The organism is Bacillus sp. B1(2022) (assembly GCF_040259625.1).
In the GTDB taxonomy this organism is placed as follows: domain Bacteria; phylum Bacillota; class Bacilli; order Bacillales; family Bacillaceae; genus Bacillus; species Bacillus velezensis.
In genome coordinates, this window is record NZ_JANIFO010000011.1 from 114,751 (window position 1) to 135,025 (window position 20,275).

Genomic DNA, 20,275 nt, shown 5'->3' on the forward strand with positions numbered 1-20,275 from the left:
TGTAATCGATTGTAAAACAGAGCCCGGAGAATAATCTCTGGACCCCACAGCCCTCACTTCATATACCGATACTCCTGCAACCTCTCCAAAATAGCCATTTCCTTCAGCAGTTTCTCACCCACATTCGTTCCCTTAACTTCTTCCGCTCCTGCTTTTTGTCAACTAATCTTTTCATTGTTAATAAGACGTCAGTCTCGATGCTCAGAACTTCTGCCTTTGAGTCAAAGTGTTTATAGGCGACGAACTGCATGCCATAGGAGTTGTACAGTAGCGTGTAGCCAGCAATGCCTGTTGTGGATTGACAGGCTTTGGAGAAGCCGCCGTCGATGACGATCATTTTTCCGTTTGCCTTGATCGGATTTTCTCCTTTGCTTTCTTTTAATTGACTACATTTCTCCGCTAGCCAAAACTTCACCTCACGTTTCTTAAAGCGCATTTACTGCAACGAGTCCTCAATAATGCATCGTTTCCCAATGCTTCCCCAACCCCAAAAAAGAAGCCGTCATTCAAGAATCCCCCTCTGAATCACAGCTTCTTCCGCATTTTCCATACGACAGTATAAATCCCTTTGCGTCACGGAAACCTAGTGGAAAAGGTTTCTGAAAGGAGGGGGATATGATGAAGAGTAAAAAAATTCAAAACAAAACATCTTTGGTTTGGAAGATGGCGATTGCATCTGCTGTTGCTTGGGAAGCGGCAAAACTGGTCGGCTCTGATCACCCCTATTTAGCGCCTCTTTCTGTTATTTTATGTTTGCAGCCAACGATAGATCAGTCAATTCGCTTTTCTTTTCATCGTATTGCGGGAACTGCGATTGGGGTCATGCTAACATCCTATCTTGTCAGTCACTTGCCAATGAATGGCTGGATGCTGGGGCTGTTGCTATTAGGCGGAACCTATATTGCCAAGTGGTTGCGAATAGATGTAACGGTTTTACATCAGGTAGCGCTCACCATTTTATTGGTATTTACCTTTGAGCGAAACTCTAAAGATTATGCATTCGACCGAATCATCGATACGGTGATCGGCGTCATCATCGCCATTCTGGTTCACATGTTCCTTTTTCCGCCGGACTATACAAAAAAGGCAGCGGACTCTTTTCAAACATTGGCTCGTCAGCTTTCCGGCACACTTTCAGACCTTTCCAAATGGGTGCAATCAGAGTGGGGACAAGGAAAAGGAAACCTCATGGCGTATAGAATGAACAATCTTCTGCAAGAGCTGCATACGGCAAAAGAGATGCTGCAAACAGCCTCTGACAGCTTAAAATTCAACCCCGTCAGAAAAAAACATAAAAACATCATTTCAAGCTATCAAATTGAGATGCAAAAGTTGAACGCCGGATTTGAGTATTTATCAAATATAGTGAAAACGTTAAAAGAATGGGAAAAAGAAGGAGCTTTATCTTCAAGTGACAAAAGGGAGCTGGGCAATGATTTACAAGTGTTAAGTGAATACTTTGCGGGCTTTAAAGGCATACAACAGGGTGAAACAGACAATTGGAAACAGAAGGAACAGAGCGTGTTATTGGAATCTCTCCGTTCCGACATGCTGTCGCATCCGCCGCCCGGTCATAAGGTCTATAAAGACTCTTTTTTTTTAGAAACGAAGAAATTGCTGAAGCGTTTGTAATGTTTTCTGGAATTATAGAATACGGATATACAGATGCAGATATGATCAGGTAAAACGGGGGACATGAAATGGATGATATACACCGGATTTTGGATGTCATCGCCACTTCTAAAAAAGCTAAGGTACTGGCTACCATTATTAAAACAGAGGGGTCCGCTTATAAGAAAGAAGGGGCTTCGATGTTGATTTTAGGGGATAAAACAAGAGTCGGAATGTTATCCGCCGGTTGTCTGGAAGAAGACCTCGTTGAACGGTCGGAACAGGTCTGGGCTGCAGGAGAGCCGGTGATTGTCCGCTTTGATATGAGCGCGGAAGACGATTTATCCTGGGGACAGGGCATTGGCTGTAATGGTGTTTTGACGGTTTTACTTGAGCCTGTAAAAGGGGAATTGGAACGACATCTGATGACAGTCAAGACATGCTTAGATGAAAAAAAGTCTGTGACCCGAATGAAACGATTCACTAAAACGTTAGAGCCGAAGGAAGATCTGTACATAGTGGAAGACGGCGAAGTGTTTGGAACCGGGGATGTTATGGAACAAGGCCGTATTCAAAAACTGAGACAGACGGAAAAGGGAATCAAGAGGGATGAACATACCTCTGATTTATTTTTTATCCATCAGATGGTGCCAAAACCTTGTTTATATGTCTTCGGAGCAGGGGAAGATGCGAAGCCGTTAGTTTCGTTGGCAGCTCATGCGGGCTTTCATGTGACGGTGATTGACTGGCGTCCCGCTTTATGTCATCACGGCCATTTTCCTGAAGCCGGCCATTTGATAACAGGAGCACCGGAAGAAGTCATGGAAGGCCTGAGCATGACAAAAAGGGATTTTGTTGTCATAATGACGCACAGCTTTCAAAAAGATCAGATCATTTTACGTACATTAAAAAACGAGAATGTGTTTTATAAAGGTGTATTAGGCCCCAGAAGGCGCACTGAACGGCTATTAGGCGGAGCTGAGATTCCGGAGGATATTCATTCCCCTATCGGACTTCTCATCGGAGCACAGGGCCCTGAAGAGATTGCTGTAAGTATTGTTGGCGAGATGATTAAAGAAATGCGAAAGCAAAGGTCTCTCTTATGAAAACAGCAGCCATTTACCTGGCAGCCGGTACAAGCAGACGCATGGGGACGGATAAGCGAAGTTTATTTCTCAATGGAGTCTCCCTCGGAAGTATGGCTCTTAAAAATGCCTTGTTATCTGAATTAGATCATATTTTCGTTATTACGGGAAAGGGAGATCCACTGCATTGGCTTTCGGATGTTTTCTTTTTAAATCCTTTATCAAATAAGTGGAGTCAGGCAGAATGTGAGCAAGCGGATAAGGGCCAAGGCCATTCTATACAATGCGGTTTACAAAAAGCGGCAGAGTACGAGGCTGACGCTGTTATCATTCTCCTTGCAGATCAGCCGTTTGTCACCGCAGATATCATCAATACGTTAATTGATTCCTATCAAAAGGAGCGCCGCTATTCATTTATCGCCGCTGAAAATCATCATCTTCCTATGCCCCCCATTTTATTCTCAAATCAATGTTTTCCGGTATTGCATCAGTTAAAGGGAGATCAGGGCGCCCGGCATGTCATCCGTGAAAGTATGATCAATATGGGAAAAATGATCAGCTTTCAAGACCCTTTGCTTTTTTATGACGTCGATACAGTTGAAGATTATACGCTGCTGCTGAATAAATTCGGGGAGTGAATGAGTTGGAGTATATCGGGAAGAGTGTCATTCGAAAAGAGGCCCTTGAAAAAGTGACGGGTAAAGCGAAATATACGGATGATTTTCAAGAAACAGGCACATTACACGCAAAAATGCTGGTCAGTCCATATGCTCATGCCGATATTGTGTCTATGGACTTTTCAGAAGCTTGGAAGATTCCCGGCGTGAGAGCGATATTGGGTGACGAACCTTTTCCGCTTGCAGGTGAGGAAATTAAAGACAGATCGCCGATTGCTTATAAAAGGGTCAGATACCATGGTGAGCCGGTTGCTGTTGTTGTTGCGGAAAATCCGATTACAGCTAAAAAGGCAGCGGATGCCATCAAAGTATCCTATAAACCTCTTCCCGTCGTCAATTCCCCCCGTGAGGCCTTTCAAAAGGATGCGCCGCTCGTCCATGAAAATGCGGACCGCTATGAGAAGACAAAAGGTGTATTTCCGGTTCCGAAGACCAATATCGCAAACCTGGATAAGGTTAGAAAAGGAAATACTGAAGACGGGTTTAGGGAAAGTGATGTGACAGCAGAATTCCAGATTTCCTTTAACCCTTCTGATCACGCTGCGATGGAAACAAGATGCTCGATTGTTGAAATTCGGGCGGATGAGGAGATTATCATTACCACATCCTCTCAAGCTCCTTTTGCCATTAAAAAATTAATGCAGTGGTATTTTGGAATCGAACCCGGAAAGGTGATCGTCAAAACGCCTTTAGTAGGTGGGGCTTACGGGGGAAAAGCAGCCGTTCAGTTAGAGGTGATTGCCTATTTGGCATCAAAAGCAGTCGGAGGCCGGCCCGTCAAATTGTTTAATACGAGAGAAGAGGATCTGATCACATCTCCCGTTCATATCGGGTTGGATGCCATTGTCAAATTAGGGGCTACAAAGGAAGGAATCTTAAAGGCGGCGGACATTCAGCTTTTATTTGATGGCGGAGCGTATTCTGATAAAGGAGTGGACATCAGCCGGGCTGCGGTGGTTGATTGTACGGGTCCGTACGCGATCGATCATATACGGTGTGATTCATATTGTATGTATACGAATCATCCATATCCAAGTGCATTCAGGGGCTACAGCCATGCTGAAGTGTTATTTGCCTTTGAGCGGACGATGGATGTATTGGCGGAAAAGCTGAACATGGACCCATTAGAACTCCGCTATAAAAATGCCATTCGCCCCGGTGACACCACACCGACTCAAGTTCTTCTCAATTCAAACACGGTCGGAAATGTGCCGAAATGCATTGAGAGATTGAAGGAATTAATGAATTGGGACGAGGGACAGCGAATTGAAATCGACGGCCGGAAGATACGGGCGAAGGGGATCAGCTGCATTTGGAAAACCTCAACATTTGATACAAATGCAACATCCGGGGTGATTCTAACCTTTAATCCCGATGGAAGCATTAATTTGATGTCAGGGGTAGTGGAAATTGGAACAGGGACAAAAACAGTGCTAGCCCAAATCTTAGCGGAACGAATGAAAATGGATATAAGCAAAATTCACGTGAAAATGCTTATAGATACACAAACAACACCCGAGCATTGGAAAACCGTGGGGAGCAGAGGGACGTTAATGGCCGGAAGAGCCGTACTGAATGCAGCGGAGGAAGCCATTCGAAAGCTGAAAGACGTGGCATCATGTGTGTTGCGGGTTCCTGTCGAGGAATTGGAAGTGGCCGACGGAAAGGTTTATTTTATAGATCATCCTTCTGTACATGTTGAAATAAAAGACATTGCTTACGGATATACGTTTCCGAATGGAAATACCATTGGCGGCCAAATCATTGCGAGCGGCAATTACACATTAACCCGGATGACGAATTTAGACCGGGAAACGGGAAGAGGGAAGCCGGGACCCGAGTGGGCTGTCGGTGCTCAGGGAATTGAAGTTGAGTTGGATAAACGGGATTATACGTATCGAATTACAAAAGCCTATTCTGTTGTGGATATAGGAACTGTACTGAATGAAAAAGCTGCAAGGGGTCAAGTGATGGGGGGGATGAGTATGGGAATCGCATTTGGAGGAAGAGAAACCTTTGTATTTGATCCATATGGAAGAGTATTAAATCCTCAGCTTAGAACATATCGCCCCCTTCACTATGGAGAGCAGCCTGAATATATCATTGAATTTGTTGAAACCCCGCATGTGATTGCGCCTTATGGAGCGCGCGGCGGCGGGGAACACGGACTGTTGGGGATGCCGGCAGCATTGGGAAATTGCCTGTCCGCCGCTTTAGGTGTCCAATTGAATCAACTTCCTCTCATTCCCGAACGATTATGGAGAACGCAAGAGGGGTGGAAAGATGATACCGTTTGATTTTGATTATTTTAAACCGAAGACCATTCAACAAACAATCAATCTATTTCACTCGCTTGCGGCCGAAAAGAAAACACCAATGTATTATTCCGGCGGCACGGAAATTATCACGTTAGGAAGGCTGAATATCATCTATACGGATGCGGTGATAGATATGAACGCGCTTCCGGAATTTCAAACCATCCGCTTTTATGAAAATGATCTGGTGATCGGAGCGGGCGTGTCATTAACGAAACTGGAGGAAGAAAATCCATTTCCGCTATTAAGTAAAACAGTCAGTGAAATAGCCGATCGGACGACTCGAAATAAGATCAGCCTGGGCGGAAACATTTGCGGGGGCATCTATTACCGTGAGGCCGTGCTGCCGTTGTTGATTTCTGATAGTTTGATAGGGATTGCAGGGAGAGCGGGGATTCATTACCGTCCCATAAATAAAGTATTTAACAAGGAAATACAGTTGCAAAAAGGTGATTTTTTATTTCATGTCGTTGTCGATCGAGCGTACGTTGACCTGCCATTTGTCAGTATCAAAAGAAGACAGCAGTGGAATGTCGGGTATCCATTGGTGACAGTCTGTGCGCTGAAAAAAGATGATGAGATCAGAATGGCCTTCAGCGGCGTATGTCCATTTCCGTTTCGTTCTGCTGAAATGGAGGCTGTGCTTAACGATAAAAGTTATTCATTAGAAGATAGGGTGCGCAGGTCTTTACAGTATGTACCCAAACCCGTTCTTGATGACGCAGAAGGCTCAAGTGAATACCGAATATTTGTCTTGCAAAATACAATTTTAGATGCCTTACGGGAATTAGAAGGAGGTCCAAATGTCTGATCCTATTACGTTGAAAGTAAATGGCGAGGAAAGACAGATTACGGTCAGGCCGGCTGATACTTTGTTATTTGCTCTTCGTCTTCGTCTCGGATTAACTGGTGCAAAACCGGGCTGCTTAAATGGGGATTGCGGCGCCTGTACGGTATTAACGGACGGGGTGCCGATGAAATCTTGCTTAATGCTTGCGGCAGAAGGGGAAGGAAAGGACATTACGACAATTGAAGGACTGATCAATACGCCGATTCAAAAGGCTTTTATTGAAAAATTCGCGTTTCAATGCGGTTATTGCACACCGGGTTTTCTCATGAATTGTCATGCTTTAGTGAATACTGAGCCGAATGCAAGTGATGACACGATAAAAAATTGGCTGGAGTCCAATATTTGCAGATGTACGGGTTATAGGGAGATTGAAGAAGCGGTTAAATCCGTTTTACATACAGGGAAACCGTAAAAAAAGAGCCCAGAGAATCATCCCTGAACTCCATATTCTTCACTTCATATACCGATACTCCCGCAGCTTCTCCAAAATCGCCACTTCTTTCATCAGTTCTTCACCGACGTTTGTTTCTTTTACTTTCTTCCGCTCCAGCTCTTTGTCGACTAATCGTTTCACTGTTAAGACGTCGGTTCCGGTGCTCAGCACTTCGGCCTTGGAGTTAAAGTGTTTATGGGCGACGAGCTGCATGCCGTAAGAGTTGTATAAGAGCGTGTAGCCGGCGATGCCTGTTGTGGATTGGTAGGCTTTGGAGAAGCCGCCGTCGATGACGATCATTTTTCCGTTTGCCTTGATCGGATCTTCGCCTTCGATTTCTTTTACCGGTGTATGGCCGTTGATGATATGGCCATGATCCGGGTTGAGGCCGAATTCCATCAGGATGTTTCGGCAGGCTGCTTCGTCTTCACGCAAATAGTAATACGGGTTTTTCTTTTCTTTATGCGTTTCCTTCTCTTTAATGAAATACCGCTCAAAGGTTGTCATGGCGCGTTTTCCGAAGAGGGAAGAGTATTCGCCTGTCCATAAGTACCAAGTCATATCTGTCGCCAGATCTTCGGTTTCTTCCGGATGGGCAAACGCTTCCCGTAAGAACCGTTCAAATACATCGAGCAGCTCTCGGCCCGCATAAGCTTTATCCTCTATCATCATCGTTTCCATGCTGCCGTTTTCATCGACGGGAATACAGCCGTGAATCAGCAGGTTGCCGTTATATTTTAAATAAAGGCTGCCTTTTTTCATCATAAAATTCATATGGCGGCCCAGCTTTTCGGAGTTCTGAACAGAGAACAGCAGCTTGTCCATGACTTCTGCTTCTTCTTCTAACAGCTCGTCAGGCTGTTTAGGATTCACCGTCGCAAAGCAGGTGTTTTCCAGTTGATATGTTTTTCCGTTCAGCGTGATTTCATTGCGGTCATAATCGATCTTTTCCAGTAACAGCCGTTCCTCCATATTAAAGTTCGGCCGTCTCTTAATAATCGGGCTCTCAAGCTTGAATTGGATCATCGCGATCGCCTGATGAATTTTTGTGATTTGTTTAATCTCATCTTCCGGTCTGTTTTCGTCCGCTTTCGGGCGGAAAGACGGGTTATCATCGTAATATTTTTCGGCAAGGTTCAATAGCGGTCTCAGATTGATGCCGTAAACGTCTTCAATAATATCCAGATTGTCATAGCGGGCACAGATGCGGATAATGTTTGCCAGGCATACTTTTGAGCCGGAATAAGCGCCTATCCAGAGAACATCATGATTCCCCCATTGAATATCCACTGAATGATAGTTGATCAGTTCTTCCATGATCTTATCCGGCTGCGGTCCGCGGTCATAAATATCGCCGACAACATGCAGATGGTCGACCACCAAACGCTGCGTGCTGTAGGCAAGGCCGGTGATCAGCTTATCGGCCTGGCCGAGCGCAATGATCTGTTCTATGATTTCGGAATAGTATTGTTCTTTGTTGGCGGCTTGTTCTGTTTTGTACAGCAGCTCTTCAGAAATATAAGCAAATTGGGCGGGCAGTGCTTTGCGCAATTTGGAGCGGGTGTACTTGGAAGAACAATAAGAAACGAGCTTAATCATCCGGTGAATCGTTTCTTTATACCACTCGTTTAATGCCTCTTTCGTATCAAAGTCATGTTTGATCAGCTTCAGTTTGTCTTCCGGATAATAGACCAAAGCCGCCAGTTCATCAATTTCTCTATCGTAAATGACGCCGCTGAAAATATCGCGGATCTTCTCTTTTACCCTTCCTGAACCGTTCCGCAGCACGTGCTGGAATGCCTGATACTCCCCATGCAGATCACTGACGAAATGCTCGGTTCCTTTCGGCAGGTTCAGTATCGCTTTCAGATTAATGATTTCCGTGACCACTTTTTCTTCACAATCGTATTTTTGTGCGAGCAGATCTAAATATTTCGTTTCCAATCTCGTCCATCCCCTTTTTATTTACGAGCAATTGTATGATAAAGTGAATTTAAAGTATGACATAATGTTTAAATGATTAGACCTTATATGATAGTACCGCATAACGCCTTTTTGAGACAATGAAAACGGAAAATACGCGCTTCAGGCATCAAAAATTGGACCGGGATAACGCCGTGCAACTCATCCCTCTATTGACAATGCATTCAAGTTCCATTAAAATAAAAAGTTAGCTGATAGGTGTTTCTATCAGAAACTCAATACGTAGCAGGCTATGATTGCTGTGGGTCGAACTACAGCAGGAGCGGCTTCTGGAGAGACCGCGGGTTTTCCGCGGCGCCGAAGGGTTCACAATCTCAGGCAAAAGGACAGAAGAGTACCGAATATGTATTTGTCATGCTGTTGATTGTCAGCGGCGCAGATATAATTTGATATTCTTATGACCATGAGATTGGAGGGCATCCAATCTCTTTTTTTATTGGCTTTTTTTGCTCGTCGTTCACTAGAGAGGTAAGGAGGAGTCAGATGTGGAGCAGCGAGAGCTAAAGAGGGACTTATCGAATCGGCACGTGCAGCTGATCGCCATTGGCGGCACGATCGGCACCGGATTGTTTTTAGGGTCTGGTAAGGCGATTCAGCTGGCGGGTCCTTCTATCATCTTTGCGTATTTTATTGTAGGTATTGCGCTTTTTTTCGTCATGCGGGCGCTGGGAGAACTGCTGTTATCTAAAGCGGGATACCAATCATTAACGGATATTGCCGAGGCGTACTTAGGGCCGCGTGCAGCGTTTGTCACCGGATGGACCTACTGGTTTTGCTGGATTATGACGGCTATGGCTGATGTGATCGCCGTCGGTGTGTATGTGAAATATTGGTTTGATATTCCGCAGTGGATTCCGGCACTTATCTGTTTGCTCATTTTATTAGGGCTTAATCTGTTAACGGTTAAGATTTTTGGAGAATTGGAGTTTTGGTTCGCCTTAATTAAGGTAGTCACGATTCTCGCGTTAATTGTCATCGGTGTGGTTCTGCTGGTGATTGGGTTCAAAACGCATACCGGAACGGTTTCAGCGGCGAATCTGTGGGAGCACGGCGGCTTGTTTCCGAACGGATTTTCAGGCTTTTTGCTTTCGTTCCAGATGGTGATCTTCGCCTATGTCGGTGTGGAATTAGTGGGTGTGTCGGCGGCGGAAACGTCAAATCCGAAAAAAAATATTCCGTCCGCTATCAATAAAATTCCATTGCGGATTTTATTTTTCTACGTCGGGGCATTGCTCATTCTTTTATGTATTAATCCGTGGATGCAGCTGAATGCGGCGGAAAGTCCTTTTGTAAAGACCTTCAGTCTGGTCGGCATCCCGTTAGCCGCGGGAATCATTAATTTTGTCGTATTAACGTCTGCCGCTTCTGCTTGTAACAGCGGGATGTTTTCAACAAGCCGGATTTTGTATAACTTAAGCAAAACGAAACAAGCGCCTGCAAGTTTTGCGAAGCTGAATAAAAATCATGTGCCGAGCCGCGCATTATGGATATCGGTTATTGTGCTGTCAGCTGGCGCTCTTTTAAGCAAATTGATACCGGAAGCGGCTTTTGGCATCGTGACCACCATCAGCGCGATTTGTTTCATTTGGGTGTGGGGCGTGATTCTGGTCTGTCATATCAGATACAGGAAAACCCGTCCGGACTTACATGCAAGCTCGTCTTTCAAGGCGCCGTTTGCGCCGTTTATCAATTACGCCGTGCTGGCACTGTTTGCCGTCATTCTGGTGATTATGCTGTTTGCGGATGCAACGCGCCCGGCTTTGCTGCTGACGCCGCTGTGGTTTATTGGATTATTTCTTATCTATCGGGCAAGAGGGAGAAAGACAGATTGAATTGCTTCAGACGGTGTACTGCCATGCAGTATGCCGTTTTTTGTTTTGATTGGAAAGCGAGAATATTTGTTAGAAATCAGGCTATAATGATTGTATAATTTAAAAAAGTGTATAATTTTAAATTAAGCGAGGTGATGATATGAAGTATGAGAAGTTATCTAAGCTTTTTTATAAAATGGATGCTGATTCATATGAGAAAGAATTTAAAAAGAGAACAAGCAGCTATGGCAGTTATTCAACATCATTAAACATACGGGGGTTCCGAAAAGGCCGACCCACGGACGATTCATTTGAGCTATTTTATGTGAATACACATAAACTCATGAAGCTGAATAATGAAGTGTTGTTAAACAGTTCCAAAATTTCATCCCTTATCAGTCAGCTCCCCGAATTTGCCGTCAAACCTTATTTTGATAAATTAATTATTAATGAAGCACAGAGTAATAATGAAATTGAAGGAATCCGCAGTACAAAAAAAGAATTGAAAGAGGCTCTTAAAGCGTTAGAACAATCCGAGCCCTCACATAAGCGGTTTGTCGGATTGATGAAAACATATCAATTTATAGACCGAATTCCGTCGTTTACAAGCATTCATGACTTTAGGGAATTATATGACGAGCTGGTCGCAGATGATATCGGAACAGAAGATGCGCCGGATGGTGAGCTATTCAGAAAAGGCTATGTTGAAGTGAACGATGGGAACATGACCACCCATATCGGCGTTAATTCTGAACAGAAGATAACAGAAGCGCTTGAGGCTTTAATTGCTTATCTTCATGATGAAACACATCCCCAGCTGTATCGTTACATGACAGCTCATTACTACTATGAATACATTCATCCTTTTTATGACGGCAATGGAAGAACAGCACGCCTTATCGTTGGGAGTTATTTGTCCCGATACTTAGAAAAATATTCAGCCATCACTTTTTCTTACGCAGTTAATAAGAACAAAGATAAGTATTATAAGGCATTAGAGGAAATTCCCGCACCTTTAAACCGGGGAGAGCTGACTTTTTATTTAATGGATATGCTGGAGTTGCTTCTGTCAGGACAAAAAGGGATTATTGAGGATCTTGAATTTAATTTAATGAAACTGAAACGAATTAGGAACTATATTGATAGCGATCAATGGGCTGATTATAAAGATGAACGTGATATTTTTAATATCATTATCACGATTAATGTATTTGTAAATGATCAGGTTACGCTGTCGGTGCAAGATTTAATGGAGCTCTCAAATAAATCGAGACATAAAATTAACAGAGTAATGGATTATTTAGAACAGCAAGGATTTGTTGAGCTGGTAAGCAGAAGGCCAAAATCTTATAAAATCAGCGAGGATTGTTTAGAGGAAATACTGCCTTCTTAATTAGTATATGTAAAAAAGCCGCCATTCATATGGCGGCTTTCACATTAATTCCGGATCAAATAATCAAATGCGCCTAAAGCGGCAGTTGCACCTGATCCCATGGAGATAATGATTTGGTTGTACGGGCCGTCTGTGCAGTCCCCTGCGGCAAATAGGCCGGGAACGCTTGTCGCGCCGCTCTTATCGACGATGATTTCGCCGATGCGGTTGCGTTCGACCGTTTCGTCTAACCATTCTGTATTAGGCACGAGGCCGATTTGGACGAATACACCTTGAAGTTCAACGTGTTTTTCTTCGCCTGTTTCACGGTCAACGAACGTAATGCCGTTTACGTTTTGGTCGCCTGTGATTTCTTTCGTTTGTGCATTTTTGTGCACAGTGACGTTTGGCAGGCTGTAAAGACGTTTTTGCAGGACTTCGTCTGCTTTCAGTTCAGGCGCGAATTCCAGCACAGTCACGTGATTGACGATACCTGCAAGGTCAATCGCCGCTTCGATTCCGGAGTTTCCGCCGCCGATAACCGCTACGTCTTTGCCTTCAAACAATGGTCCGTCACAGTGCGGGCAGTATGCAACACCTTTGTTTTTGAACTCTTGCTCACCAGGTACGTTGACATTGCGCCAGCGGGCACCTGTTGAAAGGATCACTGTTTTACTTTTCAGTACAGCGCCGTTTTCGAGTTCAAGTTCGAAGAGGTCTTTTTTCTCAAGGCGTTTCGCGCGCTGAAGGTTCATGACGTCAATATCATAATCTTTCACGTGCTCTTCAAGGCTTGCAGCGAGCTTCGGTCCTTCAGTCGCTTTGACGCTGATGAAGTTTTCGATGCTCATGGTGTCGAGTACCTGGCCGCCGAAGCGTTCAGCGACGACACCGGTGCGGATGCCTTTACGCGCCGTGTAGATCGCCGCGCTTGCGCCGGCAGGGCCGCCGCCGACAACAAGAACGTCAAACGGCTCTTTGTCGGCAAACTCAGACGCATCTGCGCCGCTGCCCATTTTTGCGAGAATCTCTTCGATGGTCATACGGCCGCTTCCGAAAGATTCACCGTTTAAGAATACAGTCGGAACAGCCATGATGTTTTTGCTTTCCACTTCTTCTTTGAATGCCGCGCCGTCAATCATTGTATGAGTGATATTCGGGTTGAGCACGCTCATCATGTTTAATGCTTGGACGACATCAGGGCAGTTGTGGCACGTCAGGCTGATATAAGACTCAAAGCGGTATTCTCCGCTGATGTTCTTAATCTGGTCAATGACCTTTTGATCAGCCTTAGGCGCTCTGCCGCTGACTTGAAGCAATGCCAGCACTAATGATGTAAATTCGTGGCCGAGAGGAACACCGGCGAATGTAACGCCTGTGTCTTCTCCGGTACGATTAACGCTGAAGCTCGGTGTTCTGTTTAATTCAGTTTTTTCAACTGAAATTTTAGATGACATGGAAGCCAGCTCGTCAACGAGAGCCAGCATGTCCTTAGAAGTGTCATCGTCACCGGCGCTTACTTTGAGAACAATGTCGTTCTCAATTAGCTGCATGTATTGATTTAATTGTGCTTTGATATTTGCATCAAGTACCAATGGAATGCACTCCTTAGATTTTACCTACCAAATCAAGGCTAGGTGTAAGTGTTTCGCCGCCTTCTTCCCATTTAGCCGGGCAGACTTCACCTGGGTTTTGACGAACGTATTGAGCTGCTTTTACTTTGTTAACTAGGTTGCTTGCGTCACGGCCGATACCGCCTGCATTGATTTCAACTGTTTGGATAACGCCATCAGGATCGATGATGAATGTTCCGCGGTCAGCAAGACCAGTTTCTTCGTCAAGAACGTCGAAGTTGCGGGAGATCGTTTGAGATGGGTCACCGATCATTGCGTAAGTGATTTTGCCGATTTTTTCAGAGCTGTCATGCCAGCCTTTGTGTACGAAGTGAGTATCTGTAGAAACAGAGTATACTTCAACACCTAATTCTTTCAGTGCAGCGTATTGTCCTTGAAGATCTTCAAGTTCAGTCGGGCAAACGAAAGAGAAATCCGCTGGGTAGAAGCAGAAAACGCTCCATTGACCTTTCAAATCTTCGTTTGTTACATCGATGAATTCACCGTTTTTGAAAGCTTTTGCTTCGAATGGCAGTACTTCTTTTCCGATTAAAGACATAATATCTTCCTCCTGAAATGTGATTTGAAATATATTAAAAAGACAAAGCATTCACTTTATCTTTCAATAATAATTCTAATTATATATAGATTATTAAATAACATTTATTTTTTGTCAAGCTATATGGGGTATTATTTTCTGCTTTTTTTGCTTTAGATGTTTAAAAACGCCTGGTATAAGCGGTTTGGCGCTGTTTGTCATGTTTAGCGCCGGGCGAAAGGGGGATTCTCAATTGGTGCAGAATAATATCAAGAATCCACCCTCTATATGGTAGTATAAACCAAAGAGGGGACGGTCATGCAAATAAAGTAACTTTGTTCAGGAACACTTTTATGAATGGGTGTTAGGTTTTTAAAAAAAATGATGAGTCCAGTGACTGGAATTTAAAGATATATATTTGTTTTGAACTTATTCAATTATGGATAGCGGATGTTCTTATATTAGCTTTACCTCATATATCATCATGAGTGATTTTTTGAAAGAGATTTAAGTGTGAAATGAAGATGGTTTTACGCAGGGGTGTTAGGAACGCAAAAATAATATAAATATCAAGCCAGTTTTAACAAAGACGTTAAATAGGAGTGTAGAAGTTGACCATACCAGGATATCAAGAATTTATGTACCCTTTTTTAAAGATTCTTTCAGATAAAAAGGAGCACAGATTACAAGACTTATACGTGAAATTAGCAAAAGAGTTAAACCTGTCAGAGGAAGATGCAGAAAAATTATTACCCAGCGGAAACCAAAAAGTACTTCATAATCGAATCGGTTGGGTAAGAACATATTTAAGTAAAGCCGGTTTAATCGACATTGTCAGACGGGGTGTTTTTCAGATCACCAGCGAAGGCTTAGAAATAATTAATGACCCGAGTGTCGCCAGTATAGATAATAGATTTCTAATGAAGTATAAGAGCTTTCAGAGATTCAAACAGACGGGTAAAGACAGCAATCAACAGGAAAGTGAGCCGTCGATTACTTCAGAGCCCAGAACTCCCAATGAAATCATTGAACAGAATTATAATGCTGTTAAAAATGAGATTAAAGAAGAGTTACTGAACCAAATATACAAATGTTCTCCTGCCTTTTTTGAAAAACTAGTCGTAGAATTGCTTGTTGCTCTTGGATATGGCGGTTCATTAACAGATGCAGGCACGGCTATAGGGAGATCTGGAGATGGCGGCATAGATGGAGTTATCAAAGAAGACATTTTAGGGCTGGATATGATTTATCTTCAAGCCAAGAGGTGGAAAGATTCTGTTTCAAGGCCGGAAATACAAAAATTTGCGGGCAGCCTGGATGGGAAAAAAGCGAAAAAGGGTGTGTTTATTACTACATCTGTATTTACTGATGGCGCAAAAGAATATGTTAAAGTGATCGATAAAAAAATTATATTAATTGATGGAGAGAGGCTAACGGATTTAATGTTCAACTATAATGTCGGCGTTAGTTTAGAGAATACTTTTGTTATCAAGAGAGTGGACCTGGATTACTTTGAAGAGTGATTAAAAAGAGGTGCTGTTAAAAACAGCACCTCTTTTTCGGAAAAAAATGGATGGTCATCTTTACAATGCTATTTTCGAAACCGATAATAAAAAGACAGTTTAAGTAGTGGTAAATCATTCAAACATAATAAAAAAGGGTGATCAAAAATGGAAGTTAGAAAAACAAAGTTCAATTATTTATACATTGTTTGGTCTGGGCTGACAGTTTTGATTTCAATTATGATCTTCAGAAAATTATTTCCTTTGGCGCTTTTTCCAACGGTTCTTCTTTTTTTATCCATTTACGGATTGTTATTCTTTATGAATTATGGACTTTTTGGAGACTGGAGAAATAGAATAAGGGCCGGGTTAAGGCGCCCGGCAACCATTGGAGAAAAGGAGTACCTTGAAAGGTTAAACGATGAAGTTTTTGTAAGCGTACAAAGACATTATCCTCATGTGAAAAAAGCGGATCTTTTTTTAATAGATGATGAGGGTATTAATGCATTTGCACTGGGGTTTAAAACGATAGGATTGACTTCGGCGGCTATGAGAAATTTAAGTGATGGTGAGCTAAAAGCGGTACTGGCCCATGAGTATGCGCATCTTGCTTTTAAAGACACATTACACCTTGTGATGTTTAATTCCAGTTTTACTATTTTGAGTATCGCACTGTTGCCGCTGTATGTGATGGGATTCTTTATATGTTTTATTCTGGGGTGTATTGAAGGGCTTCTGAACGGCGGATCAAATCCTTCTGTGTCTGGGGGGTTATTAAATATATTCTTTAGGCTGGTCGGATGGTGTTACATAACGTACTGCCGTTTGGGATTTTATTTTGTGAATATCGGAAGCAGAGATTTTGAATATCGGGCAGATGAAGTAGCTGCGAAAGCGGGTTTCGGAGATGAGCTGTTAGAATTTTTCTATCGGATTGAACGTGAAAATATTGACGTTCGAAAAGGTTTTATCGCTTTATTAGCTTCCACTCACCCCTATACTGCTTACCGAATTGAGAATATTGAATCATTTTTGAACGGAGTCAGACAAGAATATTGATATATTCATTGTCTTTATAACCAAAGGGGGTATGATCATGCAAATAAATAACATTACTTTGTACAGTTGTGCGTTGGAGGAGACGAAACACTTCTATGAACGGATGTTAGGTTTTCCTTTAATTGATGAGTCCGGTGATTCGTTTACCATCAAGGCGGGAGAAAGTGAGTTGGAATTCAGGCGCGCCGATTCTCACTCTCATCCGACGTATCATTTCGCGTTTAACATTCCGAATAATCGTTTTGATGAGGCGAAGGCGTGGATGAAGGATAAAGTCGTTTTTCAAACGGAAGATGGGGAGGATGAGGTGTATTTCTCTCATATTCAGGCGCGTTCCGTTTATTTCAAAGATCCGTCCAACAATCTGGCGGAATTCATCGCGAGAGAAACATCGCCGCCAAGCGCGAAACATTTTTCGATTGAGTCCGTTCTGAATATCGGCGAGGTGAATCTGACGGCTGCCGAAGTCGTATCAACCGGGAGGGAGCTGCAGCGTTTCGGCATTCCGGTGAGAAAGCATGCGCCTCTTAGGGAAAATGGGTTTCATTTTATGGGTGATTACAATGATGGGGCGTTTTTGCTTTTAGGGCCGAGCGGCCGCCGCTGGATTTTTTCTGATCAGCATGCGGAGTTCCATCCGCTGTCTGTCATTGTGAACGGGACGATCCGCATTGAGGCTGACGGAAAGGGCGGCATTGACATCAGGCGGGCACAGCCGTCATAAAAAAGCCCGGGCTCAAAAGGCCCGGACTTGAGGTCATTATTTATAGACAACACGGGTGCTGCACATGATGTCGTGCAGCGTTTTTTTCTCTCCGAAGGCGCCCATGATGAATCCGATATAAAGAATGAGCTTAGATATGATATATGCGAAAGCGCGTCCGAAGGCCTGGCCGATGGAAATGCGTCCGCCATCTTCATTGACGACCTTAAGGCCGAGCAATGCTTTTCCCAGGGTCCCCTGCATCTTTGAGGCCGTGAGCAGGCTGAAATATAAGATACTGATCACAAAAGAGCTCGCAAGAATCGGGATGACGCCGAACACCAGAAAAGAGATGTTAAACTGATTTTCGGTCATGAAGGGGTCAGCCGCCGCAACGCCTGCCGCAAATAAAAAAGAGACCATAAATTGAATGATAAAAATCGGAATTCCTATGATGATTTGATCAATGACGTAAGCCAGAAACCGAATCCAAAATCCTGCCGGTCTTTCCATGTATCTTTTTCTCTCCCTTGCTTTAATCTGGAATATTATACGTAATCATTCCGGATTTTGCAACGGAGCTTAAGCTTTTGCGAGCAGCCTCTTTCCCCATGCCAAGCGTCCCATGATCAGCCCGAAAGCCAGAAGGGCAAACATGATGCCGCACCACATCAGCTGATGGATTCCCAAATGTGAAATAAACCAGCCGCCCGCCGCCGTTCCGATGGTGATGCCGAGGTTGGAAAAAGAGACAAACAGGCTGTTGCCGAATTCGGGCGCCTCCTTTGCTTCCGCAGTAAGCCATGTCTGGCTGACAATGAGACCGCCGGAATGAACGGCGCCCCATACGAAGACGAGGACGGCCATCGGCGCGAAAGACGTCCCAAACCCGTATATGAGCAAGTAGGCGGCTGTATAAAGAAGCGGAAACAGGATGACGGTCTTTTTCATATTTTTATATAACAAAGCGCCGAAGACGAAATTCCCGGCTATCATAATCACTCCGAAGCTCATCAGCATGAAGCTGACCCATGTGCCGTTCATATGGGACACCCGTCCGAGGTACTCCGCAAAATAGCTGTAGACAGAAAACATGGCCGCAAAGAGACAGGTGACGGCAGCGATATTGAGCCACAAAGCCGGTTTGCGAAGGATGCCGAGCTGACTTCTGAAAGACATTTTTTCTGTGACCGGCATGGATGGCAAAAAGAGAAGAATGCCCGTGAATGCGATGAGACTGATGATAGCGCCGAATAAGAAGGCGGCTTCAAGGGAGAGACGCTCCGCCAGATAAGACGTGAAAGGCACGCCGAACGCAAAGCCGGCGGTGATGCCTGAAAAGACTTTCGTTACGGCTTTTCCGGATTGGCCGGCGGGGACAAGCCGGGCCGCGGCCGCAAGCGCTACAGAAAAGAACACCGGGTGGCATAAAGCCGGAATGATCCGAAACGCCAGCATGACACTGAAATGCGCCGTATACGCGTAGACCGCATTTGAAACGGCAAACATCAGCACCGCCAAAAGCAGAATGACTTTCCGGTTTATGCCTGAAGCAAGCAAGGTCAAAAACGGTCCCGACACAGCGACGATGAACGCGAAAATACTGACAAGCCACCCCGCTTTTGAAGCAGAAATATGAAATCTGTCCGCCACTTGCGGAAGAACGCCGATAATGCCCATTTCGGTCGTGATAATTCCGAAAACCCCTAATGCCAAAAACAGAATGAAGATGGAACTGCTTTTTTTCATTGTTATGTATGCCTCCTTTTATAACTACATATATAGAAAAATAGATATGTTAGAACAAAAAAAGCCCTCCTTTCATGGTTATAGCTGGTGCTGAACATAGTCAGCAAAGGCTTTAATTTGTTTTTCATTCCTTCTGTAATAGGTCCACTTTCCGATTCGTTCGGATTCCAGCAGGCCGGCTTTTTGCATGGTCAGCAGGTAGCTGGAGATGACGGACTGCGCAAGCCCCGACTTTGCCTGAATATCACCGACGCAAATTCCGGTGCGGAAACTGAGTCCCTGCTCAAGATAAGGTCTTTCATCAAAATGGTCTTCCGGGTGTTTAAGCCACGTCATAATATCACTTCGTGTTTTGTTAGATAGCGCTTTATGAATCAATATCGGTTCCATAACGTTTATTATATCTATTTTTCTGGATTTGTAAATTCGTTTTTGACAAAACATTCTCAAATTAAGTAAAAATCGTGCTAAAATATAACATATTATCAGATTACCGGTAAAAAAGCCGGGTTATTGTCAGGAGGATATTCACATGAATCAAAAGAAAAAAGGTGCGGTTGCGGTGACCTTGCTTTCCGCTCTGCTGTTTTGTTTATTGCCGGTCCTCGTCTCGCTTTCTCCGCTTGCGGAAACGGGGCCGAACGCGAATCGTTTTAATTCCGCGGGCATGTGGGCCGCCGTCGGCCAGATCTTTGTTATATATGCGGTCCCGCTCATTTTGTATATTCTCGGTATTCGTGTCATGAAAATCATCATGGCCGTTTTTTGCGGAATCGGGCTTATCATTTGCGCGGCTGTCTTGTTGGTGACGTTATTGACCGCAATTTCCTTAGGGCAGGAGCTGTCTCTTTATTACGGCCTTTTCGTTTGGTCAGGCGCGGCTTTCATCGTCAATGTGGTGTGGTATATTGCCGCGTTTCGATCATCCCCGAAGCATCAGCAGGCTATGTGACATTTGTTCTATAAATCTACCG

General features: G+C 44.0%; 18 protein-coding genes, 1 pseudogene and 1 riboswitch. Of the genes and pseudogenes, 12 read left to right on the plus strand and 7 right to left on the minus strand.

Going from position 1 to position 20,275, the window contains the following annotated elements; genetic code table 11:
* Positions 1-53: 53 nt before the first annotated feature.
* Positions 54-382: pseudogene (locus tag NQS30_RS17615) on the minus strand (fructose-bisphosphatase class III); the annotation flags it as partial.
* Between the two features lie 233 nt (positions 383-615).
* Between NQS30_RS17615 and NQS30_RS17620 the strand changes: the two are divergent.
* The 6 genes from NQS30_RS17620 (at position 616) to NQS30_RS17645 (ending at position 6,950) form a co-directional block, all read left to right on the plus strand.
* Positions 616-1,632: an FUSC family protein gene (locus tag NQS30_RS17620; protein ID WP_218791434.1), complete on the plus strand. Its 1,017-nt coding sequence runs from the start codon at positions 616-618 to the stop codon at positions 1,630-1,632.
* 68 nt (positions 1,633-1,700) lie between these two features.
* Positions 1,701-2,717 carry an XdhC family protein gene (locus NQS30_RS17625; RefSeq protein ID WP_218791433.1) on the plus strand — a complete coding sequence of 339 codons (1,017 nt, stop codon included), beginning with the start codon at positions 1,701-1,703 and terminating at the stop codon, positions 2,715-2,717.
* Positions 2,714-3,334, plus strand: a complete 621-nt coding sequence (locus NQS30_RS17630) for an NTP transferase domain-containing protein (protein ID WP_218791432.1) — start codon at positions 2,714-2,716, stop codon at positions 3,332-3,334. The genes NQS30_RS17625 and NQS30_RS17630 overlap by 4 nt, the downstream gene beginning before the upstream one ends.
* A 5-nt stretch (positions 3,335-3,339) precedes the next feature.
* Positions 3,340-5,670 carry a xanthine dehydrogenase family protein molybdopterin-binding subunit gene (locus NQS30_RS17635; RefSeq protein WP_218791431.1) on the plus strand — a complete coding sequence of 777 codons (2,331 nt, stop codon included), beginning with the start codon at positions 3,340-3,342 and terminating at the stop codon, positions 5,668-5,670.
* Positions 5,657-6,499, plus strand: a complete 843-nt coding sequence (locus NQS30_RS17640) for an FAD binding domain-containing protein (RefSeq protein WP_033574299.1) — start codon at positions 5,657-5,659, stop codon at positions 6,497-6,499. Before NQS30_RS17635 ends, NQS30_RS17640 begins: the two co-directional genes overlap by 14 nt.
* The gene (locus tag NQS30_RS17645) at positions 6,492-6,950 is read left to right on the plus strand and encodes a (2Fe-2S)-binding protein (protein ID WP_015418586.1); all 459 of its coding nucleotides are present in this window, start codon (positions 6,492-6,494) and stop codon (positions 6,948-6,950) included. Before NQS30_RS17640 ends, NQS30_RS17645 begins: the two co-directional genes overlap by 8 nt.
* A 39-nt stretch (positions 6,951-6,989) precedes the next feature.
* On the opposite strand, the gene fbp is transcribed toward NQS30_RS17645, so the two are convergent.
* Positions 6,990-8,915, minus strand: coding sequence for a fructose-1,6-bisphosphatase (fbp, locus tag NQS30_RS17650; RefSeq protein WP_163114122.1), 1,926 nt, complete (start codon positions 8,913-8,915; stop codon positions 6,990-6,992).
* A 298-nt stretch (positions 8,916-9,213) separates the two neighbouring features.
* A riboswitch (glycine riboswitch) is annotated at positions 9,214-9,294 on the plus strand.
* A 145-nt stretch (positions 9,295-9,439) separates the two neighbouring features.
* On the opposite strand from fbp, the gene NQS30_RS17655 reads away from it, so the two are divergent.
* Positions 9,440-10,786: an amino acid permease gene (locus tag NQS30_RS17655; protein ID WP_007614904.1), complete on the plus strand. Its 1,347-nt coding sequence runs from the start codon at positions 9,440-9,442 to the stop codon at positions 10,784-10,786.
* Between the two features lie 139 nt (positions 10,787-10,925).
* Positions 10,926-12,158, plus strand: coding sequence for a Fic family protein (locus NQS30_RS17660; RefSeq protein WP_025285546.1), 1,233 nt, complete (start codon positions 10,926-10,928; stop codon positions 12,156-12,158).
* A 44-nt stretch (positions 12,159-12,202) separates the two neighbouring features.
* Here NQS30_RS17660 and ahpF read toward each other — a convergent pair whose 3' ends face one another.
* Positions 12,203-13,732 carry an alkyl hydroperoxide reductase subunit F gene (ahpF, locus tag NQS30_RS17665; RefSeq protein ID WP_007614902.1) on the minus strand — a complete coding sequence of 510 codons (1,530 nt, stop codon included), beginning with the start codon at positions 13,730-13,732 and terminating at the stop codon, positions 12,203-12,205.
* 13 nt (positions 13,733-13,745) lie between these two features.
* Entirely contained in the window at positions 13,746-14,309 is a 564-nt protein-coding gene (gene ahpC / locus NQS30_RS17670) for an alkyl hydroperoxide reductase subunit C (protein WP_004393188.1), read from the minus strand.
* Between the two features lie 590 nt (positions 14,310-14,899).
* Between ahpC and NQS30_RS17675 the strand changes: the two genes are divergently transcribed.
* The 3 genes from NQS30_RS17675 (at position 14,900) to NQS30_RS17685 (ending at position 17,573) form a co-directional block, all read left to right on the plus strand.
* A complete protein-coding gene (locus NQS30_RS17675) occupies positions 14,900-15,811 on the plus strand; it encodes a restriction endonuclease (protein ID WP_015240924.1) in 912 nt (303 codons plus the stop codon).
* Positions 15,812-15,958: 147 nt separating this feature from the next.
* Positions 15,959-16,849, plus strand: coding sequence for a M48 family metalloprotease (locus NQS30_RS17680; protein WP_025285545.1), 891 nt, complete (start codon positions 15,959-15,961; stop codon positions 16,847-16,849).
* A 37-nt stretch (positions 16,850-16,886) separates the two neighbouring features.
* Positions 16,887-17,573, plus strand: coding sequence for a VOC family protein (locus NQS30_RS17685; RefSeq protein ID WP_218791430.1), 687 nt, complete (start codon positions 16,887-16,889; stop codon positions 17,571-17,573).
* Between the two features lie 36 nt (positions 17,574-17,609).
* On the opposite strand, the gene NQS30_RS17690 is transcribed toward NQS30_RS17685, so the two are convergent.
* The 3 genes from NQS30_RS17690 to NQS30_RS17700 all read right to left on the minus strand — a co-directional run bounded on the left by NQS30_RS17690 (position 17,610) and on the right by NQS30_RS17700 (position 19,691).
* A complete protein-coding gene (locus NQS30_RS17690; protein WP_014419310.1) occupies positions 17,610-18,065 on the minus strand; it encodes an RDD family protein in 456 nt (151 codons plus the stop codon).
* 69 nt (positions 18,066-18,134) lie between these two features.
* The gene (locus NQS30_RS17695) at positions 18,135-19,301 is read right to left on the minus strand and encodes an MFS transporter (protein WP_038460489.1); all 1,167 of its coding nucleotides are present in this window, start codon (positions 19,299-19,301) and stop codon (positions 18,135-18,137) included.
* Between the two features lie 78 nt (positions 19,302-19,379).
* On the minus strand, positions 19,380-19,691 hold the full coding sequence (locus tag NQS30_RS17700) for an ArsR/SmtB family transcription factor (RefSeq protein ID WP_015240918.1): 312 nt from the start codon (positions 19,689-19,691) through the stop codon (positions 19,380-19,382).
* A gap of 142 nt (positions 19,692-19,833) precedes the next feature.
* Between NQS30_RS17700 and NQS30_RS17705 the strand changes: the two genes are divergently transcribed.
* Entirely contained in the window at positions 19,834-20,253 is a 420-nt protein-coding gene (locus NQS30_RS17705) for a DUF5391 family protein (protein ID WP_015240917.1), read from the plus strand.
* The last annotated feature ends 22 nt before the right edge of the window (positions 20,254-20,275 follow it).

What these genes read in the sequence shown, in the direction of transcription:
- NQS30_RS17620 (WP_218791434.1), top strand. Translation starts at nt 616, where the DNA reads ATGATGAAGAGTAAAAAAATTCAAAACAAAACATCTTTGGTTTGGAAG.
- NQS30_RS17625 (WP_218791433.1), top strand. Translation starts at nt 1,701, where the DNA reads ATGGATGATATACACCGGATTTTGGATGTCATCGCCACTTCTAAAAAA.
- NQS30_RS17630 (WP_218791432.1), top strand. Translation starts at nt 2,714, where the DNA reads ATGAAAACAGCAGCCATTTACCTGGCAGCCGGTACAAGCAGACGCATG.
- NQS30_RS17640 (WP_033574299.1), top strand. Translation starts at nt 5,657, where the DNA reads ATGATACCGTTTGATTTTGATTATTTTAAACCGAAGACCATTCAACAA.
- NQS30_RS17645 (WP_015418586.1), top strand. Translation starts at nt 6,492, where the DNA reads ATGTCTGATCCTATTACGTTGAAAGTAAATGGCGAGGAAAGACAGATT.
- NQS30_RS17660 (WP_025285546.1), top strand. Translation starts at nt 10,926, where the DNA reads ATGAAGTATGAGAAGTTATCTAAGCTTTTTTATAAAATGGATGCTGAT.
- ahpC (WP_004393188.1), bottom strand. Translation starts at nt 14,309, where the DNA reads ATGTCTTTAATCGGAAAAGAAGTACTGCCATTCGAAGCAAAAGCTTTC.
- NQS30_RS17680 (WP_025285545.1), top strand. Translation starts at nt 15,959, where the DNA reads ATGGAAGTTAGAAAAACAAAGTTCAATTATTTATACATTGTTTGGTCT.
- NQS30_RS17685 (WP_218791430.1), top strand. Translation starts at nt 16,887, where the DNA reads ATGCAAATAAATAACATTACTTTGTACAGTTGTGCGTTGGAGGAGACG.
- NQS30_RS17690 (WP_014419310.1), bottom strand. Translation starts at nt 18,065, where the DNA reads ATGGAAAGACCGGCAGGATTTTGGATTCGGTTTCTGGCTTACGTCATT.
- NQS30_RS17695 (WP_038460489.1), bottom strand. Translation starts at nt 19,301, where the DNA reads ATGAAAAAAAGCAGTTCCATCTTCATTCTGTTTTTGGCATTAGGGGTT.
- NQS30_RS17700 (WP_015240918.1), bottom strand. Translation starts at nt 19,691, where the DNA reads ATGGAACCGATATTGATTCATAAAGCGCTATCTAACAAAACACGAAGT.
- NQS30_RS17705 (WP_015240917.1), top strand. Translation starts at nt 19,834, where the DNA reads ATGAATCAAAAGAAAAAAGGTGCGGTTGCGGTGACCTTGCTTTCCGCT.